The organism is Kribbella sp. NPDC048837, assembly GCF_055586945.1.
This window is the reverse complement of the sequence record NZ_JBVJHF010000001.1, coordinates 123,420-149,533: the sequence shown is the minus strand read 5'-3', so window position 1 is coordinate 149,533 and position 26,114 is coordinate 123,420. Positions and strand designations below refer to the sequence as shown.

At 69.7% G+C, this 26,114-nt stretch carries 28 protein-coding genes and 1 pseudogene; 11 read left to right on the top strand and 18 right to left on the bottom strand.

The annotated features are described in order from the left end of the window. Positions 1-146: 146 nt before the first annotated feature. Positions 147-896: a VOC family protein gene (locus ACZ6O0_RS00780; RefSeq protein WP_465762699.1), complete on the top strand. Its 750-nt coding sequence runs from the start codon at positions 147-149 to the stop codon at positions 894-896. 40 nt (positions 897-936) lie between these two features. Here the strand turns inward: ACZ6O0_RS00780 and ppk2 are convergent, their stop codons facing one another. Beyond that, positions 937-1,845 (bottom strand): polyphosphate kinase 2, encoded by a 909-nt coding sequence (ppk2, locus tag ACZ6O0_RS00775; protein ID WP_465762698.1) that lies wholly within the window; start codon positions 1,843-1,845, stop codon positions 937-939. Between the two features lie 126 nt (positions 1,846-1,971). Here ppk2 and ACZ6O0_RS00770 point away from each other — a divergent pair, with 126 nt between their 5' ends. Beyond that, positions 1,972-2,784 (top strand): phosphotransferase, encoded by an 813-nt coding sequence (locus ACZ6O0_RS00770; protein WP_465762697.1) that lies wholly within the window; start codon positions 1,972-1,974, stop codon positions 2,782-2,784. On the opposite strand, the gene ACZ6O0_RS00765 is transcribed toward ACZ6O0_RS00770, so the two are convergent. The 4 genes from ACZ6O0_RS00765 to ACZ6O0_RS00750 all read right to left on the bottom strand — a co-directional run bounded on the left by ACZ6O0_RS00765 (position 2,777) and on the right by ACZ6O0_RS00750 (position 6,157). Further along, the gene (locus ACZ6O0_RS00765) at positions 2,777-2,962 is read right to left on the bottom strand and encodes a hypothetical protein (protein WP_465762696.1); all 186 of its coding nucleotides are present in this window, start codon (positions 2,960-2,962) and stop codon (positions 2,777-2,779) included. The genes ACZ6O0_RS00770 and ACZ6O0_RS00765 overlap by 8 nt on opposite strands. Before the next feature lie 138 nt (positions 2,963-3,100). Next, the gene (locus ACZ6O0_RS00760) at positions 3,101-4,156 is read right to left on the bottom strand and encodes a Gfo/Idh/MocA family protein (RefSeq protein WP_465762695.1); all 1,056 of its coding nucleotides are present in this window, start codon (positions 4,154-4,156) and stop codon (positions 3,101-3,103) included. A gap of 1 nt (position 4,157) precedes the next feature. Beyond that, positions 4,158-5,000 carry a sugar phosphate isomerase/epimerase family protein gene (locus ACZ6O0_RS00755; protein ID WP_465762694.1) on the bottom strand — a complete coding sequence of 281 codons (843 nt, stop codon included), beginning with the start codon at positions 4,998-5,000 and terminating at the stop codon, positions 4,158-4,160. Continuing rightward, on the bottom strand, positions 4,997-6,157 hold the full coding sequence (locus ACZ6O0_RS00750; RefSeq protein ID WP_465762693.1) for an ROK family transcriptional regulator: 1,161 nt from the start codon (positions 6,155-6,157) through the stop codon (positions 4,997-4,999). Before ACZ6O0_RS00750 ends, ACZ6O0_RS00755 begins: the two co-directional genes overlap by 4 nt. A 111-nt stretch (positions 6,158-6,268) precedes the next feature. On the opposite strand from ACZ6O0_RS00750, the gene ACZ6O0_RS00745 reads away from it, so the two are divergent. Then, positions 6,269-7,072, top strand: coding sequence for a hypothetical protein (locus ACZ6O0_RS00745; protein ID WP_465762692.1), 804 nt, complete (start codon positions 6,269-6,271; stop codon positions 7,070-7,072). A gap of 17 nt (positions 7,073-7,089) precedes the next feature. Here ACZ6O0_RS00745 and ACZ6O0_RS00740 read toward each other — a convergent pair whose 3' ends face one another. From ACZ6O0_RS00740 to ACZ6O0_RS00705, 8 genes are all read right to left on the bottom strand, one after another. Next, the gene (locus ACZ6O0_RS00740; protein WP_465762691.1) at positions 7,090-7,767 is read right to left on the bottom strand and encodes a YidC/Oxa1 family membrane protein insertase; all 678 of its coding nucleotides are present in this window, start codon (positions 7,765-7,767) and stop codon (positions 7,090-7,092) included. Positions 7,768-7,812: 45 nt separating this feature from the next. Then, entirely contained in the window at positions 7,813-8,067 is a 255-nt protein-coding gene (locus tag ACZ6O0_RS00735) for a DUF6412 domain-containing protein (protein WP_465762690.1), read from the bottom strand. Between the two features lie 5 nt (positions 8,068-8,072). After that, entirely contained in the window at positions 8,073-9,398 is a 1,326-nt protein-coding gene (locus ACZ6O0_RS00730) for an RNA polymerase sigma factor (protein WP_465762689.1), read from the bottom strand. Positions 9,399-9,653: 255 nt separating this feature from the next. Next, positions 9,654-10,274 carry an HhH-GPD-type base excision DNA repair protein gene (locus ACZ6O0_RS00725; RefSeq protein WP_465762688.1) on the bottom strand — a complete coding sequence of 207 codons (621 nt, stop codon included), beginning with the start codon at positions 10,272-10,274 and terminating at the stop codon, positions 9,654-9,656. A 1-nt stretch (position 10,275) separates the two neighbouring features. Beyond that, positions 10,276-10,689 carry a universal stress protein gene (locus tag ACZ6O0_RS00720; protein ID WP_131337975.1) on the bottom strand — a complete coding sequence of 138 codons (414 nt, stop codon included), beginning with the start codon at positions 10,687-10,689 and terminating at the stop codon, positions 10,276-10,278. Positions 10,690-11,102: 413 nt separating this feature from the next. Next, positions 11,103-12,581, bottom strand: coding sequence for a glutamate-cysteine ligase family protein (locus tag ACZ6O0_RS00715; RefSeq protein WP_465762687.1), 1,479 nt, complete (start codon positions 12,579-12,581; stop codon positions 11,103-11,105). Between the two features lie 91 nt (positions 12,582-12,672). Next, positions 12,673-13,542, bottom strand: coding sequence for a polysaccharide deacetylase family protein (locus ACZ6O0_RS00710; RefSeq protein ID WP_465762686.1), 870 nt, complete (start codon positions 13,540-13,542; stop codon positions 12,673-12,675). Then, positions 13,539-14,666 (bottom strand): oxidoreductase, encoded by a 1,128-nt coding sequence (locus ACZ6O0_RS00705; protein ID WP_465762685.1) that lies wholly within the window; start codon positions 14,664-14,666, stop codon positions 13,539-13,541. Before ACZ6O0_RS00705 ends, ACZ6O0_RS00710 begins: the two co-directional genes overlap by 4 nt. Positions 14,667-14,782: 116 nt before the next feature. On the opposite strand from ACZ6O0_RS00705, the gene ACZ6O0_RS00700 reads away from it, so the two are divergent. Beyond that, positions 14,783-15,379, top strand: coding sequence for a DUF1989 domain-containing protein (locus tag ACZ6O0_RS00700; protein ID WP_465762684.1), 597 nt, complete (start codon positions 14,783-14,785; stop codon positions 15,377-15,379). Positions 15,380-15,382: 3 nt separating this feature from the next. Here the strand turns inward: ACZ6O0_RS00700 and ACZ6O0_RS00695 are convergent, their stop codons facing one another. After that, complete coding sequence (locus ACZ6O0_RS00695; RefSeq protein WP_465762683.1) at positions 15,383-16,948, bottom strand: PucR family transcriptional regulator; 1,566 nt, start codon at positions 16,946-16,948, stop codon at positions 15,383-15,385. 107 nt (positions 16,949-17,055) lie between these two features. On the opposite strand from ACZ6O0_RS00695, the gene ACZ6O0_RS00690 reads away from it, so the two are divergent. The 3 genes and pseudogenes from ACZ6O0_RS00690 (at position 17,056) to ACZ6O0_RS00680 (ending at position 19,386) form a co-directional block, all read left to right on the top strand. Next, a complete protein-coding gene (locus ACZ6O0_RS00690) occupies positions 17,056-18,468 on the top strand; it encodes a purine-cytosine permease family protein (RefSeq protein ID WP_465762682.1) in 1,413 nt (470 codons plus the stop codon). Beyond that, positions 18,465-18,930, top strand: a pseudogene (locus ACZ6O0_RS00685) (asparaginase); the annotation flags it as partial. The gene ACZ6O0_RS00690 and the pseudogene ACZ6O0_RS00685, both read left to right, overlap by 4 nt. Before the next feature lie 18 nt (positions 18,931-18,948). After that, positions 18,949-19,386: an L-asparaginase family protein gene (locus ACZ6O0_RS00680; RefSeq protein ID WP_465764048.1), complete on the top strand. Its 438-nt coding sequence runs from the start codon at positions 18,949-18,951 to the stop codon at positions 19,384-19,386. On the opposite strand, the gene ACZ6O0_RS00675 is transcribed toward ACZ6O0_RS00680, so the two are convergent. After that, positions 19,374-20,150 carry an MBL fold metallo-hydrolase gene (locus tag ACZ6O0_RS00675; RefSeq protein WP_465762681.1) on the bottom strand — a complete coding sequence of 259 codons (777 nt, stop codon included), beginning with the start codon at positions 20,148-20,150 and terminating at the stop codon, positions 19,374-19,376. The genes ACZ6O0_RS00680 and ACZ6O0_RS00675 overlap by 13 nt on opposite strands. Before the next feature lie 18 nt (positions 20,151-20,168). On the opposite strand from ACZ6O0_RS00675, the gene ACZ6O0_RS00670 reads away from it, so the two are divergent. Both ACZ6O0_RS00670 and ACZ6O0_RS00665 read left to right on the top strand, forming a co-directional pair. Continuing rightward, positions 20,169-21,524, top strand: a complete 1,356-nt coding sequence (locus tag ACZ6O0_RS00670) for a DNA polymerase IV (RefSeq protein WP_465762680.1) — start codon at positions 20,169-20,171, stop codon at positions 21,522-21,524. Further along, positions 21,517-22,464 (top strand): hypothetical protein, encoded by a 948-nt coding sequence (locus ACZ6O0_RS00665; RefSeq protein WP_465762679.1) that lies wholly within the window; start codon positions 21,517-21,519, stop codon positions 22,462-22,464. Before ACZ6O0_RS00670 ends, ACZ6O0_RS00665 begins: the two co-directional genes overlap by 8 nt. Here ACZ6O0_RS00665 and ddaH read toward each other — a convergent pair. Further along, positions 22,433-23,194 (bottom strand): dimethylargininase, encoded by a 762-nt coding sequence (gene ddaH, locus ACZ6O0_RS00660; protein ID WP_465762678.1) that lies wholly within the window; start codon positions 23,192-23,194, stop codon positions 22,433-22,435. The two genes, ACZ6O0_RS00665 and ddaH, sit on opposite strands and share 32 nt — an antisense overlap. Positions 23,195-23,245: 51 nt before the next feature. On the opposite strand from ddaH, the gene ACZ6O0_RS00655 reads away from it, so the two are divergent. Together ACZ6O0_RS00655 and ACZ6O0_RS00650 are read left to right on the top strand one after the other, a co-directional pair. Continuing rightward, positions 23,246-23,665 carry a hemerythrin domain-containing protein gene (locus ACZ6O0_RS00655; RefSeq protein ID WP_465762677.1) on the top strand — a complete coding sequence of 140 codons (420 nt, stop codon included), beginning with the start codon at positions 23,246-23,248 and terminating at the stop codon, positions 23,663-23,665. A gap of 28 nt (positions 23,666-23,693) precedes the next feature. Beyond that, a complete protein-coding gene (locus ACZ6O0_RS00650) occupies positions 23,694-24,929 on the top strand; it encodes an MFS transporter (protein WP_465762676.1) in 1,236 nt (411 codons plus the stop codon). On the opposite strand, the gene ACZ6O0_RS00645 is transcribed toward ACZ6O0_RS00650, so the two are convergent. Further along, positions 24,919-25,650, bottom strand: a complete 732-nt coding sequence (locus ACZ6O0_RS00645) for an MBL fold metallo-hydrolase (protein WP_465762675.1) — start codon at positions 25,648-25,650, stop codon at positions 24,919-24,921. The two genes, ACZ6O0_RS00650 and ACZ6O0_RS00645, sit on opposite strands and share 11 nt — an antisense overlap. Continuing rightward, a complete protein-coding gene (locus tag ACZ6O0_RS00640) occupies positions 25,647-26,039 on the bottom strand; it encodes a YccF domain-containing protein (protein ID WP_465762674.1) in 393 nt (130 codons plus the stop codon). The genes ACZ6O0_RS00645 and ACZ6O0_RS00640 overlap by 4 nt, the downstream gene beginning before the upstream one ends. Positions 26,040-26,114: the final 75 nt, after the last annotated feature.

Sequence of the window (26,114 nt, the reverse complement as noted above, 5' to 3'; positions counted from 1 at the left end):
CGCCTCCGGTGTGCGGGGCTGCTGCCTGCGGTGGGCAGGAACTCGGCCCACCGTCGACTGCCCTGTCGCGGGCTCCAGCTTGCCTCCGCCATCGGCGGCGGTATTTGTGTGTGTCGTGGCACGACTGTCTGCATAGGATCTCCGGCATGGCGATGCGGCTTGTGCAGGTCAATATCAAGGCTCGGGATGACTCGGCGCTCGGGCGGTTCTGGGCGGACGCGCTTGGCTGGGGTCTTGACAGCGAGGGTCCCAGCGTGACCAACCTCGAACCCGTGGGCTTCGACTGGCCGGATCCCGCCGCTGTCTGCATTGATCTCGTCGCTGTCCCGGATCCCGAAACGGTGAAGTACCGGGTGCACCTCGATCTCGCCACCACCTCGGCGGCCCACCAGGCGGAGTTGGTCGCGCGGCTGCAGGAGCTGGGTGCGACGCCCGCCGACGTCGGGCAGGGCGACGTACCGTGGACGGTTCTCGCCGACCCGGAGGGCAACGTGTTCTGCGTGCTGGAGCCGCGGGAGATCTATCGCGACACCGGGCCGATCGCCGCGGTGGTGGTCGACTGCGCGGATCCGAGGGCGATGGCCCGGTTCTGGGACGCGGCGATCGACTGGACCGTGCACGAGGTCACCGATGATTTTGCGAGCATGCGTTCGGCGAAGGGTGTCGGGCCTTATCTCGAGTTCATTCGCACCTCCGGCGAGCCGGCCGTGTGGAACCGCATCCACCTCGACGTCATGCCGTACGCCGGAGACGACCTGGCGGCGGAGGTGGACCGACTGAGGGCCTTGGGTGCCACCGACGTCGACCTCGGCCAGGGCGACGTCGCCTGGAAGGTCCTCGCCGACCCCGAAGGCAACGACTTCTGCGTCCTCCACCCACGCGGCACCAAGCCCTGACCCCACGTTTATTCCGGAGGGTTGCCCGCGTGGCGAGGGACTACAGGGCGGGGAAGGTGCGGGTGGCTGATTCGCCGTGTTCTAGGACTTGGGCTGCGGGGCCGAGGATTTTGGGGTCGGGGGTGCCGACCAGCTCGACGTCTTTGTCGGTGTAGTCGTAGAGGCTGAGGACGTGGCGCATGGCCTCGAGGCGGGCGCGTTTCTTGTCGTTGCTCTTGACTACGGTCCACGGCGCGTGAGCGGTGTCGGTGTAGTGGAACATCGCCTCCTTGGCCTCGGTGTAGTCGGCCCACTTGTCCAAGGACGCGAGGTCGGTCGGCGACAGCTTCCACTGCCGCACGGGGTCGATCTGGCGGATCGTGAAGCGGGTCTGCTGCTCGGCTTGCGACACCGAGAACCACAGCTTCACCAACAGGATCCCGGAGCGCACGAGCATCCGCTCGAACTCCGGCGCCTGCCGCATGAACTCCTCGTACTGGTCCCGCGTGCAGAACCCCATCACCTGCTCGACGCAGGCGCGGTTGTACCAGGACCGGTCGAACAGCACCATCTCCCCCGCGGCCGGCAGGTGCTCGACGTACCGCTGGAAGTACCATTGGGTCTGCTCGCGGTTGGTCGGCTTCTCGAGCGCGACGATGCGGGCGCCGCGTGGGTTGAGGTGCTCCATGAACCGCTTGATCGTGCCGCCCTTGCCGGCCGCGTCGCGTCCTTCGAAGACGATCACCAGCTTCTGCTGCGATCGCTTCACCCAGTACTGCAGTTTGAGCAGCTCGATCTGCAGCAGCCGCTTGTCCCGGTCGTAGATCTCCCGCGGCAGGCGTTCGCCGTACGGATAGCCCTCGCGCCAGGTGTCGACCGGCGTACCGTCGGCGCGCAGCAGCACCGGGTCGTCGTCCTCTTCGTCGAGGACGCGGAAGCCCAGCTCTTGCACCAGATCAGGGGTGTTCATGAGCCCAAGACTCGACTCCGACGATGACATCCAGGTGAACGGCTCATCCTGGTAATTCAGTGAGTGTACGACGAATGCGAGCCCTAGGATCAGGTCCGCACAACGGTTCGCGCAGTGGAATGGGGCATGGTGATCGACGAAGGCGAAGAGATTCCGCTGATCGGCGGGGACGTGACCGAGGGTCTGGTCCGCGTCGGCGACACGGTACGACGCCCGCCCGGTGAGCGGGCCGGGCTCGTCCTGGACGTGCTGCGGCACCTGGAGTCGGTCGGGTTCGAGGGTGCGCCGCGGTTCCTGGGAGTCGACTCCGCCGGGCGGCACGCGCTCACCTACATCGAGGGCGAGGTCGCCGGCCGGCCCCGCCCCGACTGGATCGCCGGCGAGGAGCGGCTGATCTCGGTCGCTCGCCTGGTCCGCGCGTACCACGACGCCGTCGAAAGCTTCGGGATCCCGACGGATCTGCCGGCGCCGATCGAGCCGCCCGGTCTTCCGGACGTTGCCGATACCCCGGAGCTCGTGGGGCACCAGGACATCACTCCGGAGAACGTGATCTTCCGCGACGGTCGCGCGTACGCCCTGATCGACTTCGACCTCGCCCGCCCGGCCAGCCGGGCGCGCGAGCTCGTCAATCTCATGCTGTGGTGGATGCCGTTCGGGGAGGACGCCGACCTCGATCCGAGGATGCGCGGCCTGGACAGGCATCGGCGTGGCCGGCTGATCGCCGACGCCTACGGACTGTCCGTCGCGGACCGGAAGCGGCTGATGGGACTCGCGATCGCGCTGGGCGAGCGGGGCTGGCACGTCATGAAGTACCGGGCGGAGACCCTCGGCGGTGGCTGGCAGCGGATGTGGAGCGAGGGAGTCGGCGACCAGATCAAGCGTCGCCAGGTCTGGCTCAAGGAGAACGCCGACTCCCTCACCGCTGCTCTGATCAGCTGACGACGACAGCCTCTTCCGCAGTCGCCTCGGGAGTGTCCGAGGACTCCTTGTCGCGGAGGAGGACGAAACCCATCAGCGCGGCCGTCGCGGCCGGTTGCGCGAGGCACGCACCGATCCCGAAGACACCCAGCGCGGGCGCCACCACGCCGAAGCCGTCATCCGCGGACAGCAACGACATCACCACCCGCGCATGCGCGCGCTGTACGCCGCATACGGCGGCGCCGACCTCGAAGCCGGCGCCGAGGACGCCTTCAGTTACGGGCTCAGCCGGATCCTCGACGGACTCGAGACCCGGCTGGCCCGCAACTGAATCGGGTCAGCGCTGGATGGCGACCTCGGACCGGGTCCGGGCGGACTCGTAGATCGCAGTCAGGATCCGGGCCATCTCGAGACCCTGCTCCGCCGTGGCGTCGGCCGGGATCTCCCGGCGGCAGATCTGCAGGAAGTGGTCGATCTGGTTGGCGAACCCGACGGCGAAGTCGAATCCGAGCGAGTCGATCTGCGGCTGGATGTGCAGCAGGGTGTCGTGCCGCTCGGTGATCATCAGCAGCTCGGGCTCGATCTCCGCCCCGCCCTTGTCACCGTGGATCTTCACGCTCGTCGAGTTCCGCGCGTGCAGCGAGTACGACGTGTCCACGTCGAGAACCGCCCCGTTCTCGAACCGGACCTGCGCGGTCGCGTAGTCCTCGACGTTGTTGACCCGCGTCTCGGACGCGGCCCGGTACCGGGTCAGGTGCTGGATGTTGTCCCGGGCACCGAGTGGGGCGAACGTCGCTCCCGACACCGAGACCGGGGTCGGCATGCCCATCAGGTACCAGCACAGGTCGATGATGTGGACACCGAGGTCGATCAGCGGGCCGCCACCGGAGATGTCGACGTCGCCGAACCATCCACCGGGGTTGCCGGCGGCCCGGATGATCGTGGCCCGCGCGGCGTAGATGTCGCCGAACTCGCCCTCGTCCAGGAAACGCTTGGTGACCAGGGCGTTCGGGGCGAACCGTCGTACGTAGCCGATCTGCAGAGCCTGGCCGGTCTCCTGCGTCGCCCGGACCAGCGCCTCGGCCTCGGCGACCGTCACGGACATCGGCTTCTCGACCAGCACGTCCTTGCCGGCCCGCAGCGCGGCCTCCGCGATCTTGGCGTGCAGCAGGTTCGGCACGCAGATGCTCACGGCGTCGACACCGGGATCGGCCAGGACCTCGTCCACGACGTCGAAGGCCCGCGGTACGCCGAACTTGTCGGCCTGCGCCTTGGCCCGCGTCCGGTCGATGTCGCACACGGCGACCAGCTCGGCCTGCGGGTTGTTCTGGTACGAGATCAGGTGCTGGGTGGCGATCGCGCCCACCCCGATTACAGCAATGCGGGTCGTCATGTCAGGCGGCTCCTGCCAGTCTGAGGATGTTGTTGAGCGAGCGCTCGATGGCGTCCGGAGTCGACTCCAGGCCCTCGAACTCGAGGCTCACCGGTACGTCGGGCTTGGTGGCGACCAGCGCCAGCAGGCCGGCCAGGTCCAGGTCGCCGTGCCCCGAGATCGTGCCGAGCAGGTAGTCCCCGGCCAGCGTCTTGAGCCAGCCATCCCCCGCCTGCCGGCGGATGTGGAAGTCCTTCACGCCCACGGAGGCCGCGAGGTCGATCAGTCCGGCGGCGGTCTTGCCGGGCACCTCGCCGACGCAGAGTCCGTTGCCGAGGTCGAGCGTGACCCGGAAGTTCGGGCGGTCCACGGCGTGGACGAGCCGGGCCAGCCGGTCGCTCCCGTTCATGAAGAAGCCGTGGTTCTCGATCGTCGACACGATGCCCAGCTCCGCGGCATGGTCCGCGACCGCCCGGCAGCCTTCGACGACCTTCTCGAACGTGGTCTCGAACTCCCCCGGGTCCTGCTCACGCCACGACCACGGCGCGACGTCGTGACGGAAGATCCGGGCGCCGAACCGGTGCGCGACATCCAACTGCCGGCGGAGGCGGTCGATCTCCTTGTCCTCCGCCGTCCGCAGGTCGCCGCTGACCAGGTAGTTCACGATCGGTACGCCGACGTCCGCGGCGTGCGCGGCCGTGTCCGCGACGACGCCGGCGTTCTCCAGGTAGTACTCCCCGTCCATCGCGGCGATCTCCAGATGGCCGGCGGGTGATGCGGCGACCCAATCCAGGACTCCGATCAGGTCCATCTCGCCGCGATTCATGAGTCCGCGGAAGCAGTACGAGCTGACTCCTAGCTTCACTTGCTGGTCCTCTCCAGGTCGTGAGTGATCCGGCGCCACGGACTCGGGTAGTCGTGAACGCCGTAGATGCTGGGACTGAACTGGTCGAACGCACTGCCGACCGCCCCGAGCACCACTGCCTCATGGCCCAGGGCCGAGGCGACGAACGGTGGACGCTCGGGGAAAAGCAACTCCTTCTCGACCGCGGCCTCGAGCGGACGCAGCAACACGTCACTCTCGTGCGCGGGACCGGCCCGCACGACCACGATCTCGGGATCGACGACCAGCAACACGGTCGCGACGCGGCCGGCGATCTGCCGGCAGAAGTCGTCGATCTCCGCCTGCGCGCCGGCGTCACCGGCCGCTGCCGCGCGCAGCACCGCCGCACCGGTCGGCTGCGACGACCAGATCAGGTGCCCGCGTTCCGCGTTGCGGGTCCAGCGCATGCCGCGCTGGGCACCGAGCTCGCCGGCCAGGCGGTGGCGTCCTTGGCGAATCACGCCGTTCAGGACGATCGACACGGACAGTCGATGACCGATCTGGAGGTAGACGACATCGGAGTACCCGCGCCCGGCGCCGCCGCGCTGCTCGGCGAGCGCGGCCAGCTTGATGTCGTTGTCGACGGTGACGGGAAGTCCCAGATCATTCGCCACGGTGTCCGCGATCGGCACACCGACCAGCTCGGGAAGTGACAGACAGGCGCGCAGGTCGCCGTTCGCCTCGACCACACCGGGCAAGGCCACGCCGACCGCGCGAAGATGGTCGAGGTCGACCGCGCTCTCGTCCGCCGCGGCGCGGATCGCGTCCGGGATCATCGAGACGTCGGCGACGCCGTCCAGCGGCTGCTCGCGGTACGCCAGCCGGCGGCCGGAGAGATCGCAGATGATCGCTCGCGTCCCGCGCGGGCCGAGGTCCACGCCCGCGACCAGGCCGGCCTCCCTGGCGAACCGGAACGCCCGCGCCGGCCGCCCCGGGCCCACGGTCGCCGGGCTCGTGGACAGCACCAGTCCGGCGTCGAGGAGATCGTCCAGTACGGCGTGCACGGTGGGACGCGACAGTCCGGTCTCCGCGCTGATGGCGCCGACCGTCCGGGCTTCGTCCGTACCGGCCAGGAAGCGCAGGCACGCGACCTGATTGGCCGACCGCTCCGCCTGAGCGGCCCCGCGCACAGCGTCCATCGACCCTCACCTGTTTTTGCAACCGGCTTTATTAAAGACCGTAACAGAATGATTCGGCCGGAGGCAATGGACTTCGGCAGATCGACCCGGTGCGGGGCCTAGGGTCGGGGCGTGGAGTACTTCAACTACAGCGACCCGATGGGTCCGCCGTACCCGCGGGAGTTCGACGGGCGGCGGCCGCACGACGTCGCGCGGCTGATGATCGCCTACCCCGGGACGGACTTCAGGACGGCGGTGCGGGACTACGACCGGCTGGTCGACGACCTGTACGAACGCCGGGAGGGGTCCGCGGCGGCGGAGTTCGGTGCACTGGAGTCGCCCGAGGCGCTGCACCTCGGCATCCTCGAGCGGGAGAGCCGTCAGTTCGGCCTGGACGCCGAGACCGGTGAGTTCGTCACCCGGGACGGGCGCCGGGGCAACACTGTCGGAGCTGAGTTCCAGGGCGCGATCGAGCGGGAGGCGCAGGCGATCTGGCGGCAGATCCCCGCCACCGACCTCGGCGGCGAACATCTCCGCCAGGCCCTGCTCGCCGAAGTCTCGCTCGAGGCCCGCTACCGCCACGTCCGCACCCTCGAAGCCCAAGCGCCCGAAGCCGCCGGCCCGCAGGCCGTCAACTCCCCCGCGCAGACAGCAGAGTCCGCGGCCGAGGCCGACACCCGCCGCGCCCTGAAGGCGGCCAGCACCGGTCGGCCGCCGACTGCGGCCACTCAAGCCGGAGCCGGAGCCGGAGGCGGTGGTGCGGGTGCCGCCGCCGGCGGTGCAGCCGCAGCCGCCGGGCCGGCGTCGGGTGCGGCGGTTCTGGCGGTGCAGGCCGCGGCCAAGTACGCCGCCAAGGTTGCGGCGTACGAGGCCGAGGCTGCCCGCCGGCCCGCCTCCGGCCGGCCAGGCTCGGGTGCGAAGGGCGCCGAGCGCTAGGTCGTGGCTTTAGGCAACTAACGCTGGAGGATCGTGCGTTCGGCCACGGTCCAGGCGGTGGTGATGAGGAGGTAGAGCCCGGCCGCGAGTGGGAGGAACGACGCGCTGAGGAGCGTGCCGAAGGGCAGGACGCGGGCGAGGCGCCGGGACAGCGGGGTCGCTGTCTCGTCGAGTTGGCGAACTGCGAGACGCGCGGAGAACCAGGCAACGACTGCCAGCAGTACGGCGAGTACGAGGAATGCCGGTGTGCCCGTGAGGATCGGCCAGTGCAGGCCGAGCGGTGCGCCGAGGAGGCTGCCGCTGATCAGCTGGTTCGACTCCCCCGCCACAACCGCGCGGGAGAACAGCGTATACATCAGCCAGAAGAACGGCAGCTGCGCGAGCATCGGCAGGAATCCGGCGAACAGCGTCGTGCCCGAGTTCGCCTGCAGCTTCGCCACCTCACGCTGGAGGCGCTCCGGATCGCCACGGTGACGATCACTGAGCTTCTTCAGCTCGGGCATCAGTTCGGCGCGGTCACGCAACCCGCGATGGGCCCGCAGGCTGAGCGGAACGAGACACAGCCGTACGGCGAGCGTGCACAGGACGATCGCGATCACGGCGGCATAACTGCCGGCGAGCGGCTGGATGGCGGCGACGAGGGACGTGAGCAAGTGATAGGCACCGGCGACCGGTGCCTCCAGGAAGGAAGGCACAGCGAAACTCCACGAGTGAGAAGGAACAGGTAGCGAGGTGGAGCGCTACCGTCCCGGTGCTCGTGGACGTGGCCTGCCGGCGGCGTCGGGATCGCACAGCCGCAGGAACACGGTCTGCTCGGCGCGGTCACGAACGGATGTCGCCCGCGCGAGCAGCGGAGCGGCCGCGGGCGCCGACGAGCGCGCGACCAGGACCAGCAGGAACAGCAGGGCCGCCGCCGTGAACACGGCGGCGGCCACTGAGGCTGTGTCGAGGGCAGGCATCACCAGCGCGAGGACGCCGGCGATCGCCTGACCCATCGTCGTCAGTCCAGGTAGTCCCGCAGGACCTGCGAGCGGGACGGGTGACGCAGCTTCGACATCGTCTTGGACTCGATCTGCCGGATCCGCTCGCGGGTCACGCCGTACACCTTGCCGATCTCGTCCAGCGTCTTCGGCTGGCCGTCGGTCAGGCCGAAGCGCATCGAGACCACACCGGCCTCGCGCTCGGACAGCGTGTCGAGCACGGCGTGCAGCTGCTCCTGGAGCAGCGTGAAGGAGACCGCCTCGGCCGGCACGATCGCCTCGGAGTCCTCGATCAGGTCGCCGAACTCGGAGTCGCCGTCCTCACCGAGCGGAGTGTGCAGTGAGATCGGCTCGCGACCGTACTTCTGCACCTCGATGACCTTCTCCGGGGTCATGTCGAGCTCCTTGGCGAGCTCTTCCGGAGTGGGTTCGCGACCGAGGTCCTGCAGCATCTGCCGCTGCACGCGGGCCAGCTTGTTGATGACCTCGACCATGTGCACCGGGATCCGGATGGTCCGGGCCTGGTCGGCCATCGCGCGGGTGATCGCCTGCCGGATCCACCAGGTGGCGTACGTCGAGAACTTGTAGCCCTTGGTGTAGTCGAACTTCTCCACCGCGCGGATCAGACCGAGGTTGCCCTCCTGGATCAGGTCCAGGAACAGCATGCCGCGACCGGTGTAGCGCTTGGCCAACGACACCACCAGGCGCAGGTTGGCCTCGAGCAGGTGGTTCTTGGCGCGGCGGCCGTCCTCGGAGATCCAGTCGTACTCGTCGCGGACCTTGTCCTTCAGCTTGTTCGCCTCGTCGCCGATCTGCTCCTCCGCGAACAGGCCGGCCTCGATCCGCTTGGCGAGCTCGACCTCCTGCTCGGCGTTCAGCAGCGGGACCTTGCCGATCTGCTTCAGGTAGTCCTTGACCGGGTCCGCGGTGGCGCCGGCCACCATCACCTGCTGCTCGGGCTCGTCGGTCTCGTCGGCCTCGGAGACGACGAAGCCCTCGTCCTCGGTGAGCTCCTTCTCCAGCGGCTTCACCGCGTCGGGGCTGAAGTCCGCCTCGTCCACTTCGTCCAGCGCGCGGGGCTTGCCGGTCTTCGGGTCGATCGCGAGACCAGCCTCGGAAACAGCGGCCTTCTTCGCCGGCGCCTTCTTGGCGGCGGCCTTCTTCGCGGCGGGGATACCGTCCTCCTTGGTGCTGGCGGCAGACTTGGCCGCGGCCTTCTTCACGGCCGCCTTCTTGGCAGCGGGCTCGGTCACTCGGGCGCTGGTCCTCGGAGCCGTGCTGCGAGCGGTGGCGGCCACGGCCCGGGCTGACTCGGCGGGAAGATTCTCGGACGAGCTGGACGACACGAATTACCTCTCGTCTGACGCAGGGTTTGTACGGCGGTACGACGTTGTGTTGGTGCGGGTGGTGCCATGTTCTGGGTATGACTGTGTGTGCGCTGCTCGCTGGTCAGGCGGCGGCAACACTACATTGTAATCCGCGAACCAAGCCCAAGCGTCGCGCGACCCCCCGAACGACATGCTCAGGCCTCCACCGGACGAGCGTCCCCGCACCGGTAGAGGCCTGAGCACGTCAGCGGGTTCCCGCGCCGTCGGTCGTCCTCACCCGTTCCGGGTCTGCCGCAGCGGCCGGGCCACGACCCGCTGACGGACCAGCTGTTGTTCTTGTTTGAACTGCCTCACCCGCACCAGCGACGCCACGTCGATCACGTCCGCGACGGACTTGTACGCGCCGTCCTCGCCGTACGGCTCGGACGCCTCGCGCCACCCGCGCGGGCGGACCTTGAGCTGCTTCCCGAGCAACGCCACGAAGATCTTCGCCTTCTGCGCGCCGAAGCCCGGCAGGGCCGACAGCCTGGCCAGCAGGTCGTCCCCTGACTTGACATCGGACCAGAGCCCCGAGGCGTTACCGCCGTACTCCTCGTCGAGGTGCTTGGCCAGGGTCTGGATGCGCGCGGCCATCGCGGTCGGGAACCGGTGCACGGCCGGCGGACCGGCCACCACCTCCACGAACGCGTCCGGGTCGTAGTGCGCGACCGTGGCCGGGTCGAACGGACCGTCCATCCGTTTCGCGATCGAGACCGGGCCCGCGAACGCCCGCTCCATCGGAATCTGCTGGTCCAGCAACATCCCCACCAGCAGGGCGAACGGATCTCTGCTCAGCATCTCGTCGGCGTCGGGCTGCTGTGCGAGGCACAGCTTCTTGCTGCGTGTCGAAGTCACCTCAGTCCTCCCCTTCTTCGGCTTTCACAGCCAGCACGGGACACGGGGCATCGAGCAGCACCCGCTGCGCGTTGCTGCCGAGGATGAGCTTTCCGACCGGGGACCTGCGCCGCAGGCCGATCACGATGAACTCGGCGTGCACCTGCTCGGCGACGGCCACCAGGTCCTCCGCCGGATCGAGTCCACGCACCAGCTGCCGCACCTCGTAGGGCACACCGGTCGAGTCGAGCTGCTCCCGTACTTCCGTCAGTGCGGCGTCACTCGCCGCGGCCTCGTCACTGTCGAAGCTGCGTCCGCCCCGATGCGAGTTCACCACCACCAGCTTGGCGTCCCGAAGCGTTGCTTCTTCCGCCGCCCGCCGGAGGGCCGCGCGGCCCTCCGCCTTCGGCACGTAACCCACGACGATGGTCGTCATCGCCCTGCCTCACCTCCGGGTGTCGTGTCGACCCGTTCCGAACGATACTGCTCCCGACCGCGGTCGGCATCCGCTGCGTTTACACCTGTTGTGTCGCGGCGGTGACGGTCGGCTGATCGTCGCGCGGGTAGTACTCCACCACCGCCGCGGCCGCCGTTGTGGCAGCCACGCCGGTGCCCGAGTACTACCCGCGACGGCACTCTCTAACCTTCCGGTGGCCACACCTTTGCAGGGCTGTCACCCAACGCGCCACCCCTGTAGTCCGGGTCGTTATCGAACTCGTCCACCCAGTTGCCCTGGGCAAGGTCGCAGAGGTTCCACCGGAGGGACCTCGGTTCCACCGTGATTCCCCCTGCCGAGCGAGGCGAGGCGGGCTCTTCCTGTCTTTCGTTGTCTGAAAAGAACTAACCGGTTCAGTCGACCGGCCACTCATGGACGGGCGTGTTCTCGTGCATGTGATCGCGATACCGGCGCAGCATTCCGCGCAACGCGTCCCGCCGTCCGTGCGATCCCTTTGTATACAGTCGATGAAACTCATCCGCCTGCCACGACGCTCCGTTGCGGTTCGTCAGGCACCGCTGCTCGATGATCCCGAGCAGCCGGTCACGCACCGCGGCGTCGACGCCCCACGCGTCCAGACCCCGGGAAGCCAACGGCAGAAGGCGTCTTAGCACGAGTTCGGTCGCGCGCGCCGTACCGACACCCGGCCAGAACACCTCCGCGTCGATCCCGTTCTTGGCCGCTTCGTGGAAGTTCTCTTCCGCGGCACTGAACGACATCTGCGACCAGATCGGCCGTTCGTCGTCGGCCAGCGCCCGGACCAGACCGAAGTAGAAGGCGCCGTTGGCGATCGTGTCGACGACTGTCGGCCCGGCCGGCAGCACGCGGTTCTCCACCCGCAGATGCGGCTTCTCCCGGACAACGTCGTACACGGGCCGGTTCCAGCGATAGATCGTCCCGTTGTGCAGCCGCAATTCCGAAAGGGCCGGGGTGTCGCCGCGGTCCAGCACGGCGATCGGATCCTCGTCGGAGGTGACCGGCAGCAGGGCCGGGTAGTAGCGCGAGTTCTCCTCGAAGAGGTCGAAGATCGAGGTGATCCAGCGTTCACCGAACCAGACCCGCGGCCGCACCCCCTGCGTCTTCAGCTCGTGGGTCCGGGTGTCGGCGGCCTGCTCGAACAACGCGATCCGCGTCTCCCGCAGCAGTTCCTTGCCGAACAGGAACGGCGAGTTCGCGCCGACGGCGAGCTGGACGCCGGAGATCGCCTGCGCGGCGTTCCAGTACCGCGGGAACGCCTCCGGGGTGACCTGGAGATGGAACTGTGTCGACGTGCACGCGGCCTCGGGCACGATGCTGTCCGCGGTGACCTGCAGCCGCTCGATGCCGTCGATCGCGATCTGCACGTCCTCGCCGCGGGCCGCGAAGATCTGGTCGTTGAGCAAGGCGTAGCGCGGGTTCGTGCTGAGCGCCTCGCGGTGGATGTGGTCGATGAGCAGCGTCGGCAGGATGCCGACCACCACCATCGACGAGCCGGTCCGCGACGCCTTCTCCTCGGCGGCGTTCAGGCTGTCGCGGATGTTCGACTCCATCGTGTCCAGCCCGATGCCGTCGATCTGCCCGGGCGGCACGTTGATCTCGATGTTGAACTGCCCTAGCTCGGTCTGGAACGCGTCGTCCTCGATCGCGCTCAGCACCTCGGTGTTCTTGAACGCCGGATCGCACTGCTCGTCGACGAGGTTCAGCTCGATCTCGATCCCCGTCATCGGCCGGTCGGGGGCGAACCGGGCCTCGCGCAGCATCCGCGCGAAGGCGTCCAGATTGCGATGGACCTGATTGCGGAACGCGGTCCGGTCCGCCCGGGTGAACTCGACCCGGTCGACTTCCTCACCCATTGCGCCTCCCCTGCTGGCTCCTGGCCTCAGTGTGCCTGAAGGTGCCCATCGATGGGGTGCGCAATCGCGTGGTGGGTCCCGACCCGCCGGATCAGTCGGGGTAGACGGCCGGATCCGCCGAGACGGCCGGCGGCGTGCGCGGGAGCAGCGAGGGGTCCGAGTGAGCGGCCTCGGCCAGGTCGCGGCACCGCGCGAACCCGATGCCACCGGACGCCTGGGCGTACTCGATCAACGACCGCAGCGCGAGCAGCCGGCTCGGGCGCCCCGACAGGAACGGGTGCAGGCACAGGTTGAACAGGCAGCGATAGTGCCGCATCGCGTCCAGCTCCGCCGTCCACATCTCCAGCACCTTCCGCGGCGACTCGATGACGGACCCGATCTGCGGCGACGGCAGGTACGCGTACTGCTCCCAGTCGTCGAGTGACCAGTGCACCGGCAGCTCCACGATCGACCGGTCCGCGACCTCGAGGCGGTACGGCCGGTCGTCGCCCATCAAGGACGAGTCGTAGGCCAGGCCGTGCTCGGCGATCAGCTCGAGCGTGACCCGGGTGGCTTCCCACAGCGCGGCCCGGTGCCCGCGGATCTCGATGCCTTGCGCAACGAACACGTCCAGCGCACGTTCGAAGTCGGCCCGCTCCTCCGCCGCGCTGAGGGTGGTCGGAGCGCGGTGGCTGTACGAGTGATGGGCGACCTCGTGGCCGTGCTCGACGATCGTCGCCGCCAGGCCCGGCCGCTGTTCGGCCACCCATCCCGGCACGAAGAACGTCGCGGGTACGCCGAGATCCGCCAGCAGCTCCAGGATCCGGGGTACGCCGACGTCCGGGCCGTACGCCTGGTGCGACATCGTCATCAAGTGGTCCGCGTAGCGCCGGCCGGCGGCCAGGATCGGCGTCTCCGCATCGACGTCGAAGGTCAGCGTGACGACGGCCTCCGCCCCGCCGTGCCACGTCGGGCTCGTCATGACCGGCCAGTCTGCCACTGCTTCGCGTTGGCCAGCGTCGCCGCCGGCTGGAGCATCCGGTGATCGAACCGCTCGAGCCGATCGTCGTTCGCGAGCCGCCGCGGCAGGTCGGGGTTCGCGAGCGCGCCGCGCGCGATCGAGACCAGGTCGGCGTGGCCGTCGGTGAGGACCCGGCCGGCCTGGTTCGGGTCGTGCATGCCCCCGTTCGCGATCACCGGCAGACCGCTGACCTTGCGGGCCAGACCGGTGATCGTCTGCCCGCCCTGCAGCCGCGCGGTCTCGAGCCAGTCCCGGCCCTCGCTGGCGATGTGCAGGTAGTCGATGCCCTGGGCGGCCAGCCGCTCGAAGATGATCCCCGCATCGTAGGGACCACCGGGCCAGCGGTACTCGAAATCGTTCACCTTGGTCTGCGACAGCCGCACGCCGACGATGAAGCCGTCCGGCGTGGCGCGGACGATCGCATCGGCGACCTCGGCCGTCAGCCGGATCCGGTTCGCGACCGGTCCGCCGTACAGGTCCGTGCGCTGGTTCGTGTAGACCGTCAGGAACTGGTCGAGGAGATAGCCGTTGGCGCCGTGGATCTCCACACCGTCGAAGCCCGCCTCGTGAGCTCGGACGGCCGCCGCGGCGAAGTCGGCGACCACCTGGTCGATCTCATCAGCGGTCACTGCCCTCGGCATCGGCCACGGACCCTGGCCGCCGTACTCGGGCAGCATTTGACCGAGCGGCTGCACGGCGGACGGACCGACCAACTCGGAGCGGTGCGGATTCCCCTGCGAGATCGCGCCGGCGTGCATCAGCTGGGCGACGATCGGTCGGCCGGCCGCATGGACCCGGCGAACCACCTCCCGCCAGCCCTCCACGTGGGCCGGCGTACTGAGCCCCGGCTGGTTCAGGTACCCCTGGCTGTACGACGAGTCGGGGTACGTCCCCTCGGTGATCACCAGGCCGAACCCGCCCTCGGCGAACCCGGCGTAGTAGTCGGCCATCTCGGTCGTCGGCACGCCGTCGGGCGCCGCGGAGACCCGGGTCATCGGCGCGACGGCGAAGCGGTTCGCCAGTTCGACAGCACCAAGTGCGGCCGGTCGCAGGGCCGGGTGGACATCAGTCGTGGTCAGCTCCATACCCGAACTTCATCAACGATCGCGGCGGGTAGCGATGGACCAAGCCACAAGATGCACGGGACCGTGCTGGACGATCGTCCACTGAACGCGGCGGCCCCGCCTGCTTGGGTGGAGCCATGCAGACAGTCGCTCGTACTCCAGTGCCCGCCCGGACCGGACGGGCCGTCCAGGTTCGGCGGGGTGATCACGTCCGCGTCGTCGACATCGCGGGCGGGCAGGTCGGCGACCTCTTCGCGTACGTCGCCTCGGCGTCGGGGATCACCGCCGAGCACCTGAGCGCCTCGCACACCAGGACCGCGACGAGCCGGCTCTTCCCGGCCATCGGCGAAGCCTTCACGACGGACCTGCGCCGCCCGATCCTCACCCTGGTCGAGGACACCTCGCCCGGCCGGCACGACCTGCTCATCGCGGCCTGCGACGACGCCCGGTACGCCGGCCTCGGCGCACCGGATCATCCGTCCTGCGCGCGGAACCTGCGCGACGCGCTCGGTGCCCGGGTCGGCGTCGTACCGCAGCCCGTGAACGTCTTCATGCAGGTACCGGTCCGGGCCGACGGCACCCTGGACTGGTTGCCCGCGGCCACGGCTCCGGGTGACTCGATCACCTTCCGGGCCGAGCTCGACTGTGTCGTCGTGGTGTCCGCCTGCCCGCAGGACCTGACCGTCATCAACAGTGCCCGGCCGACCGATCTCGCCATCGACGTCCTGCGCTGACGGCTAGCCGCCCCGGGTCATGTCGTCCGCCTCGAGGGCCAGGTAGAGGTCCACCCGGTCGTCCGTCCGCGCGACATCGCGGCCGGTGAGCTCGGTGATCTTCGCGAGCCGGTTCCGCAAGGTGTTCACGTGCACGTACAGCGCGGCGGCGGTCGCGGCGAACTGGCCGTCGTACGTCAGGAACGCGCGCAGTGTGGATTCGAGCTCGCTGTCGCGCAGTCTGTCGTGCTCGCGCAGCGGGCCGAGCACGCCGCTCGCGAATCCACGCAACGTCGCCGTGTCCTGGAGCCCGAGCAGCAACCGGTGCGTGCCCAGTTCCCGGAACGATGCGACGGCGTGCCCACCGCGCCGGCGACGAAGGACCTGGCATGCCTCCCGGGACTGCACCAGGGGTTGCCGCAACTCCCCCGCCGAGGGTGCGATGTCACCGAGCCCGATGACGGGCCGCCGGTCGGGGAACCGCTTGCGAACCACCGCGCACAGCGCCTCGGCCAGCTCCTTGAGGTCCTGCCGGGGCTGCTGCAGGACGGCGACCACGTCCTGGCTGCCGCCCGCGACGACGACCGCCAGACCGTGGGTCAGGAAGAACTCGCCGATCGTCTCGGACAGCCCAGGCACCGTCGAGTCGGCGCCTTCGGCGAACGCGACCGTGAGCACCGCCAGCCGGCCCGAGGGATCCACGCCGAACGATCGGAGCCGATCGGGAACCTCGGCGGCACGCTGCGCACCGGACAGGATCATGTCCAGCAGCTCGCTCGCGAACCGCAGCTCGATCGCCTGGATCGCCTGCTGTTTGGCCACCTCGAGGCTCAGGAACCGGGCCGCCTGGTCGAGCGCGTCCTGCTGCGCCGTCGTCAGTCCGTTCACCGGCCGCAGACACAGCAGCGCGGCGTCCGTGTCGCCGACCGCACCGACCAGGAACACCGTCGCGCGGCCTTCGGTCCCGCCCAGGTCGATCTCGAGCGGCGGCGGGTGCCGGGTCAGCCCCTCGGCCACCCGGCGGCGTTGCTCCGCCGACAGGTCCACCCCCGAGGACGCCAGCGGTCGCGCCATCCGGTCCACGACAGCCAGCGGTACGTCGTGCTCGCGCCGCAGGACCGCCAGGACGCCGGAGGCTCCCGCGCCGTGCGAGATCGCCGACGCCAGCGCGTCGCCCCGCCGGACCATGCCGACGAGTGCCTCGCGGCGCTCGTCGGCCCGGAGCGCCGAAGCGGCCTCGGTCACGGCGGTGAACGGCACCGCGATCGAGATCTCGGCCAGCGGCAGCTGCTCGTGCCCGCACGCGTCGATCAGTTCCTCCGGTGTTTCCGGCGTCGCGTCGCGCAGACCGAAGACGATGCCGGCGGCTCCCGCTCGCCGGACGCTCGCCGCGAAGGCGGCCGCGGAGGTCTCCCGCTGCCACAGTCCGTTGGTCAGGACGATCTCGCCCGCCCGCACGTACGGCGAGGGGTCGGGCAGCTCGGTGTTGTGCACCCACAACGCTTCCCGGTCGAGCGCGCCGTCCGGGCCGGGGACCAGCAGGCGCAGTTCGAGTGCGGGATTGCCGATCAGGGCCGCCAGGGTCAGCATGATGTGAACATATCCAGTCGAAGACGGATTTCACTAGAGATCTCCCCACTGCCATCGCGCGGTGTCCGCTGGTTGTCTGGGCCAACTCGTTCCCCTGGGAGGCCGTCATGACGACATCCGCACCATCCGAGGCAATCCCGTTCGACGCGCACGGCGTGGCGCCGATCCCGCCCGCGGACCGCGATTCCAGCCCGCGCGAACAGTTCTGGATCTGGGCCGGCGCGAACCTGGCCCCGATCAACTGGGTCCTCGGCGCCCTCGGGATCACGCTGGGCCTCAGCCTGCTGGAGACCGTCCTCGTTGTTGCTGTGGGCAACGTCCTGGGCTGCGCGCTGTTCGGTCTGCTCAACGTGATCGGGCACCGGACGGGCGTCAACCAGATGGTCCTCGGCCGCGCGCCGTTCGGGCACCGCGGAGCCGTCGTGCCCGGTCTGATCCAGTGCCTGCTGACGATGGCGTGGGTCGGCGTCAACACCTGGGTCGTGCTCGACCTGGTCCTCGCCGTCCTGGCGAAGCTCGGCATCCACGGCGGAGCCGGTCTCCACTACCTGGTCGCCGCGATCATCATGGTCGTCCAGCTCGCGTTGGCGCTGTACGGCTTCTACGCGATCCGGACCTTCGAGAAGTACACCGTGCCCCTGACCGTCGCGGTGATGGCCGTCATGACGGTTCTCGCACTGACCCGCGCCGAACTGCAGTGGACGGCGGCCACCGCGAGTACTCCGGCGGACAAGCTCACCGCGATGACGCAGCTGATGACCGCGATCGGAGTCGGCTGGGGGATCAGCTGGCTGCCGTACTCGGCCGACTACAGCCGCTTCGTCCGGCCCGAGGCCTCCAGCCGTTCGGTCTTCTGGGCCGCTGCCCTCGGCATGTACGTGCCGACCGTCTGGCTCGCGACACTCGGCGCCTGCCTGGCCAGCGCGGGCAGCGGCAACGACCCGTCCGGGCTGGTGATCAACGCCTTCGGAGTGATGGCGGTGCCCGTTCTGCTGCTGATCATGCACGGCCCGGTGGCGACCAACATCCTGAACCTCTACTCCTGCTCACTGGCCGCGTTGTCGATCGGTGTCACGGCCGCCCGCTGGAAGGTGACGCTGGCCGCCGGTCTGGTCGCGTCCGCGGTCCTGGTGGTCTTCGTCCGCGCGGACAGCTTCGGTCAGGCCTTCGACAGCTGGATGGTCTCCATCCTGGTCTGGATCAGCCCGTGGAGCGCGATCGTCGTGGTCGATTACCTGATCCTGCGCCGCGGCCGTCTCGACATCGCGGCGCTGTACGCGGACGACTCGCCGTACGGGCGGTGGAACGCCCGGGCTCTGGTCAGTCTCGCCCTCGGTCTGGTGGCCGGCTGGAGCTGGCAGTACGGCCTGGTGCCCGCGATGCAGGGCCCGATCGCGATCGCTATGAACGGCACCGACCTCTCCTGGCTGGCCGGCGCCGTCGTCGCCGGCGGGCTGTACTACCTCGCGGGCCGCAAGGTCGTCGTGCGGTCGACGCTGCTCACCCTGGAGAGCCGGTGAGCGTTTGCGTCCTGACCACCGGCGGGACGATCGCCTCCCGCCCCGCGTCCGACGGCTGCGTCAGCGTGGCTGTCGGCGGAGCTCAGCTCGTCGCCACCGCACCCGTTCGGGAGGTCCTGCGCAAGCACAGCTTCGCCTTCACCATGGCGGATCTGCTGGCGATCGCTCGTGAGGTACTCGCGGTGACCTCCGGAGGTGACGGGGTGGTCGTAACGCACGGCACCGACACGATGGAGGAGACGGCGTACCTGCTGGACCTGCTCGATCCGCCGGCTCCCGTCGTCCTCACCGGAGCCCAGCGCCATGCCGGCGAGCCGGACGCGGACGGCCCACGCAACATCGCCGACGCACGCCTCGTCCCCGCAGGTTCGCGGCCTTGGTCCGCTGGTGGTGATGGACGGTCGCATCCACGCGGCCCGTCAGGCGGTCAAGGCGCACACCCAGGCGCTCGACGCCTACACCTCGTACGCCGGTGGCCCGATCGGCGAGGTTCGCCGCGGCCAGGTCTCGATCTGGTCGGCCCCGACGCGGCCGCCGGGGTTCCCGCTGCCGGACGAACTCGCGCGGGTCGACATCGTCACGTCGTACGTCGGTGCCGACGACGACCAGCTGGCCGCCTGTCGCGCGGCCGGTGCCCGTGGCCTCGTCCTCGAGGCCCTCGGCGTCGGCAACCCGACACCCGCCATCCTGACCGAGGTCCGTCGCTGCATCGCGGCCGGACTCCCGGTCCTGGTCACCAGTCGCTGCCCCGCCGGTCCCACCGCGCCGGTCTACGGTGCCGGTGGTGGCGCCGACCTCGCCGCCACCGGCGCCCGGATGGCCGGCTCGCTGCCCTCCTCCAAGGCTCGGATCCTGCTCTCGCTCGCCCTGGCGACCTCATCCATGAGCCGCCTGCGGCAACACACCTACACCGGGTAGACGATGAAATGGTCGCGGACGATCCGGGTCGGCTCAGGTCCCGCCTGGTCGAGGACGTCCGCGAGCTCGGTCAGTACGGCGGGAGCGAGCGGGAGCTCGTGTTCCCCGGGGTGCTGGTCGGCGCCCATCTCGTAGTCCACGCCGGGGCGATCGGTGAGCTCGATGTGCGCGCCGAGGATCCAGTCGACCGGATTGCCTGCGGCAACGAAGTCGGCGAGCCGGCGGACGCTGGCGCGGAAGGCCTGCCAGTCCTTCACGTACAGCCGGCCCGGGTAGAGCGAGTCGCCGGTCAGCAGCAAGCGCGTCGACCGGTCGTAGACGGCGATGTCCGCGCCCTGGTGCCCCGGGATGGGAAGGATGTCGACGACCCGCTCCCCCAGGTCGAACTCGACGGCACCTTCCGGCCAGTCCAGGCCGAAGTAGGTGGCGACCTCCTCGGCCGTCCGGCCGACCACGCTGTCGAACTCCGCGTCCCCGCCGACGTGGTCCCCGTGGCCGTGGGTGTGCGCGACGATCAGCTCCTGACCGGTCAGCAGGCTCTCCACGAGCGCGCGCAGCTTGGCGTGCCCGGTGCCCGTGTCAAGGAGTAACGCCCGCTCGGTGCCTAGGAGCAGATAGAGGAACGGGCCCTCGAAGTTGGTCCGGAGCGACTGACGGATGATCGCCGTGCGGTCGTCGTACCAGTGAACCTGGTGCTCGGGGCTCGCCGGATCGGTGCCGTCGTCCCAGTGCGTGGGGAAGGTCATCCCGGAATTGTCGGTCATACCAGGGACACTGGGGACGTGCGTGGGGATCCGTCGGTGCTGCATGTCGATCTGGACGCGTTCTTCGCGGCCGTCGAGCAGCGCGACAAGCCGTCGCTGCGGGGCAAGCCGGTCGTCGTGGGCGGCGTCGGCGTCCGCGGCGTCGTGTCGACGGCGTCGTACGAGGCGCGCAAGTACGGCGTCCGCTCCGCGATGTCGACCGCGGAAGCGCGATCCCGTTGTCCGCACGCGGCGTACCTGGGTCCGCGGTTCGAGGTCTACCGGCGGGCCAGCCAGGCGGTGATGGCGGAGATGCGCGCACTCTCGCCGCTGGTCGAGCCGCTGTCGCTGGACGAGGCGTTCATCGACCTGGCAGCTTCCGGGCTGACCGGGCTGACGGTCGACGACGTGCAGGCGATCGCGGAGGACCTGAAGGCGGCGATCCGGAAGGTCAGCGGCGGTCTGACCGCGTCGGTCGGCGCGGGGACCTCCAAGCTGATCGCGAAGATCGCCAGCGATCTGGACAAACCCGACGGTGTGGTCGTCGTGCCGGCCGGCACCGAGGCCGAGTTCCTCGCGCCCATGCAGGTCACCGTGATCCCCGGCGTCGGTCCGGCGACGGCCCAGCGGCTGAGCATGGCCGGCGTTCGTACGGTCGCCGACCTGCAGCAGCTCGACGAGGAGGAGCTGATCCGTCAGGTCGGATCGGCCCACGGGACCAGCCTGCACCGGCTCGCGGTCGCCGCCGACGACCGCCCGGTGGTGAGCGACCGGGAGACCAAGTCGGTCAGCGTCGAGGACACCTTCGAGACCGACATCATCGACCGCGCGCTGCTGGCCGCGATCGGCGACCGGATGGCGCACCGCGTCTCCGAACGCCTGCAGAAGGCACAGCTCTCCGGCCGGACCGTCACGGTGAAGACCCGGATGCACGACTTCACCACGCACACCCGCTCGTCCACGCTGGCCGGTCCGACCGACGACGCCCGGGTGATCGCCCGGGTCGCGCGCCGGCTCCTCGACGACAGCGAGATCGGCGGCGGCATCCGGTTGCTCGGCGTAGGGGTGTCCTCACTCGCCGACTGGATCCAGGACGACCTCTTCACCGAGAGCGAGCACGCCGAGGCGCCGGTCGAGGTGATCGAGTTGCCCGAGCGCGCCCGCGACCCGATCGGGTTCTACCCGGGCCAGGACGTCACTCATCCGGACTACGGGCACGGCTGGGTCTGGGGCTCCGGCCGGGGCCGGGTCACGGTGCGCTTCGAGACCGCGGACACGCCACCGGGCCCGGTCCGCACGTTCGCCGTCGACGATCCCGCGCTGGCAAAAGTCGCCCTCGGGGCCGCCGAGGAAGACGACGGACCCGAAAATGACCACAATGGGTCAGATGAATGAGGAACGGCGGGGGGTCTACCCGTTCTGTGGTCCGTGTACGTCGTCGTCGGTCGCCTGGCGGGCGACCGACACGACCGGGCCGATGGGGGGCCATTTCTACGGGCACCGCGACGTCTGCGAGAACTGCGGCTCGTCGGTGCGCACGTTGTACAGCACGATCCTGTGGGTCCCGGTGGCGAAGGTCGGGCAGTACCGGATCATCCCGACCGGCGGCCGCACCTACATCGGCCGGCAGGTGATCGACCAGCCGGTCGACACACGGGTACGCCGGCCTGTCTCGGCGCTCGCGAGTCACCCGGAGCTCGACGGCGATCCCGCGTACAAGCAGGCCGAGGCGTACTGGGACGAGAGCGAGCCCGGGCAGGCGCTGCCCTTCTACCAGTCGGCGTTGACCGACCGGGAGAAGGTGCTGGCGGCCGACGATCCGGCCACGCTGCGGGTCCGGCTGAGGGTGGCGCAGGGTCTCCTCGCGACCGGGAACTACGGCCGGGCGATCGCGTGGTTCGAGCTCGTCACACCTCAACTGATGGACGTGTTCGGGCCACACCACGACCTGACCCGGGCGGCCACCGAGGCCGTGACCGGGGCCCGGCTGATGGTCGGCGGGCCGCGCTCGGAGGCGGCGCTGCTGACGGACATCGTCAACGCCGACGAGCAGGACCTGCCGGAGCACGACCCGCAGCTGATCCGCGACCGGGCCGCCCTCGGGCGTGCGCTCCTCGCGGGCGGCGAGATCGGGGTGTCGATCGAGACGCTCGCGCGGGCGGTCGGAGCCGCGACGGTTGCCCTCGGCGCCGACCACCCCGACACCCGGGTCTATCGCGCGGCACTGGTGGAGGCGTGCGAGGTGGCCGAGGCCCGGGGCAAGAAGCGGGACCTGGTGGCGGCCGAGGCCGCGCGGCGGTTGCTCAGCGGCGAAGACGCACCGACAAGCACGTGACACAGCCCTCGAGCTTCTCGAACTCACTGATGTCGACGACGACCGGCGTGTAGCCGAGCTGCTCGAACAGCTCGGCCGACTTCGGCGCGGACGCGGCCATCAGCAGCCGGTCCTCCCCGACCAGGACCACGTGCGACCCGGCTTCCTCAGGCACCGGCAGGAAGTGCTCGAACGCGGCCGGGTCGTCGACCAGTGGCTCGTACCCGACCACGGTCCCGTCCGGCAAGGCGGTCACGGCCGACTTCAGGTGCAGCACCTTCCGCACCGCCACCGCGCGTACGTCGGCTCCGAGCGGAGCGAACGCGTCCCGCAGTTGCCGGATGCCTTCCTCGTTCGTGCGTCCGCCCTCACCGACGTACACGGTCGATCCGATCTTGAGAACGTCGCCGCCGTCGAGCGTGCCCGGCTCGGTGATTCGCGTGACGCGGAAGCCCTGAGCGGCCACGGTGCGCTCCGCGGCCGCGGCTTCCGGCCGGCGTTGCTCGGCGCCGGAGTGGGCGATCACCGCGAGGTCGCCGTACACGACCATCGTGTCCTCGATGAAGACGCCGTCCGGGCACTCGTCGATCGGCGGCACCTCGACCGTCCTCCACCCGGTCGCCCCGAGCGCGTCGACGTACGCCTGCCATTGGCGTACGGCGAGATCGGCGTCGACCGGGGTCCGTTCGATGTGGGTGACGAGTCCGTCGGCGAGACGCGGGCTGGGACGGCGAACCAGGGCGATGGGCATGCCCGCAGGTTAGCGGGGGTACCGGGAGGCCCCTGAGACTGGAGGAAGCGGATGCCGAAGATCCTGCCCGCAGCGGGTGGCGACGTGGTCGAGATCATCCTGGCGGACCACCGATGGTTCGAGGAGTCGAAGGTCTATCCCGCACTGCGGAAGAAGGATGCGATCGACGCCGAGGAGGTCGAGCACTCCGAGCACGAGCACGACGAGGGGAACGAGGCGCTGCTCGAGCTGATGGAGGTCGAGGACACCAGCAGCGAGACGTTCGGCGACAAGCTGCACGAGCTGGCCGAGGCACTCTCGCACCACCTCGACGAGGAGGAGCGGGACGTCCTGAATCCGGCGCGGACCGACGCGTCCGAAGAGGTCCGCCGGAAGCTGGGCGACGCATTCGCCGAGGAACGCGCCCGGCTGATCGACTCCGCCTGCGGCGACATCACCAACGTCCGCAAGATCGTGGCCCAGGCGCACTGAGCGTAGGCCTGCCACATAGGGTTCCGGTGTGGCAGGCCTGCTCGACCATCGCGGATATGTGCGGTTCTGGGTCGCCGATGCGGTGTCGATGGTCGGCTCGTCGGTCACCGGCCTGGCCTTGCAAGTGGTTGCCGTTGTCACCTTGCGGGCGAGCGGCACCGAGCTCGGGATCCTCAAGGCGGCGCAATGGTTGCCGTACCTGCTGTTCGGGCTGATCGCCGGTGTCATCGTCGATCGCTACCGCCGGCAGCCGCTCCTGGTCGGCGCCGACTTCGCGCGCGCCGTCGTTCTCGGGGTGATCCCGCTCGCCGCGGCGCTCGACGTACTCAGCCTGCCCCTGCTGATCGCGGTCGTGCTCGTCTTCGGGACGCTGTCCTTGGCGTACGACGCCGCACACCAGTCGTTCCCGCCGTCGCTCGTGCCGGCCGAGTTGCTGACCCCGGCGTACGCACGGCTCGAGCAGACGAGTGCGGTCGTGCAGACCGGCGGGCCGGTGTTCGCCGGTGCGTTGATCAAGCTGCTCACCGCCCCGGCAGCGATCCTCGTGGACGCGGTGTCCTACCTGATCTCCGGTCTCCTGCTCGCCACCGTCCGGACCCGGACGCCGGAAGTTGCCGAGGGCACCGATCAGCCCCGGCACCTGGGACGTGAGATCCGGGAAGGGCTGCGGTGGGTCTATCGCAACAGCACGCTCGGGCCGCTGGCGCTGACCTCGCACCTCTGGTTCGTGTTCCAGGGCGTGTTCACGACGGTCTACGTGCTCTTCGTGCTCAACACGCTCGGGCTGAACGTGTTCTGGCTCGGGGTGACGTACGCGTTCGGCGGGGTCGGTTCGATCGTGGGCGCAACCGCGTCGGGGTGGGTCGGCCGGCGGCTGGGGGTCGGGCCGGCGATCATCCTCGGTCGGTGGCTCACGCCGGTCGCGTTCCTGCTGGCTCCGCTGGCGCCGGACCACGTGCTCGGGCTGGTCCTGCTGTGCGCGAGTCAGTTCGTCTTCGGGGTCTCGGTCGGGATCGACAGCCCGATCGAGATGGGCTACCGCCAGTCGATCACGCCGGCCGGGCTGCTCGGCCGGATGAACGCGACCATGCGGTCGCTCAACCGCGCCGCGATCGTCGTCGGCGCCCCCGTCGGAGGCCTTCTCGCCGACCAGTTCGGGACCCGTACGGCGCTCTGGGTCGGAGTCGGCGGGATGGTCGTCCAGGCCGTCCTCCTGCACCGCTCTGCCTTCCGCCACGCCCGGCTCGCTGAGGTCAGAGCCTGAGAACGAGGCCTTCCTCGGCCGCGATGACCTCGCCGTCGAACACCTGCTGTGCCTCCGCCACCGACACGGCCCGATCCGACCCGGGCCAGAAGTGGGTCAGCAGCAGACGTCTCGCCCCACGCGCACCCTGTGCGGCCTCGGTCGCCGTCATGATGAAGCGCGGCGTCGTCTGCGGCGACGGACCCTGCAGGGTCGCGTCGGAGATGAACAGATCCGTCCCATCAGCCAGCTTCCGCAGCTCGGGCGACGGCCCACTGTCGCCGGTGTAGGCGACGGACACCCCGGGCGCCGTCAGCCGCACCCCGAGATTGGTCTTGTAGTGCGGCAACTCGACCGTCTCGACCGCGAACGGACCGAGCTGCGTCGTCGACGCCAGCTCGTGGACCGCGAAGACGGTGGCCGGATCCGGCTCCGGCTCGAGCGCACGCAGTACGTCGAGGACGCCGGGAGCGCACTGCAGCGGGATGGGCGGCGCGTCCGGCGCCTCGTAGTACCTCACGCGGGCGAGAGCGCTCACGTCGACACAGTGGTCCGGGTGCTGGTGCGTCACCACGACCGCGTCCACCTCACCCCGCGGACAGTGTTCGAGCAGTCGCGGGAGGGCGGCGTACCCGAGATCGAGCACCACTCGGAAGCCGTCGTACTCGAGCAGGAAGCCGGCACACGCCCGCCCGGCCTCGGGCCAGGCGCCGCAGGAGCCGAGGACGGTGAGCGCTCTCACCGCGCCGCGAACGGGCGGTCGCTGGGCACGATCTCCTTGCCGAGCGGGACCAGCGAGATCGGGATCAGCTTGAAGTTCGCCACGCCGAGCGGGATGCCGATGATCGTCAGGCACAGCGCGATCCCGGTCGCGAGGTGACCGAGCGCCAGCCACCAGCCGGCGAAGATGATCCAGATGATGTTGCCGAGCAGCGCTCCCGCGCCGGAGCTCGGCTTGTCGACCATGGTCCGGCCGAACGGCCACAGCGTGAACCCGGCGATCCGGAACGCCGCGATGCCGAACGGGATCGTCACGATCAGCACGCAGCAGATGATGCCGGCGACCGCGTACCCGATCGCCAGCCAGAACCCGGCCAGCACCAGCCAGATCAGGTTGAGCAATGTCCTCATATCTCCCAGCCTGCCACCTGGCGGGTGTGATCCAGCACCAGCCGGACGACAAGTCCGGGATCGTTCCGGGGCATC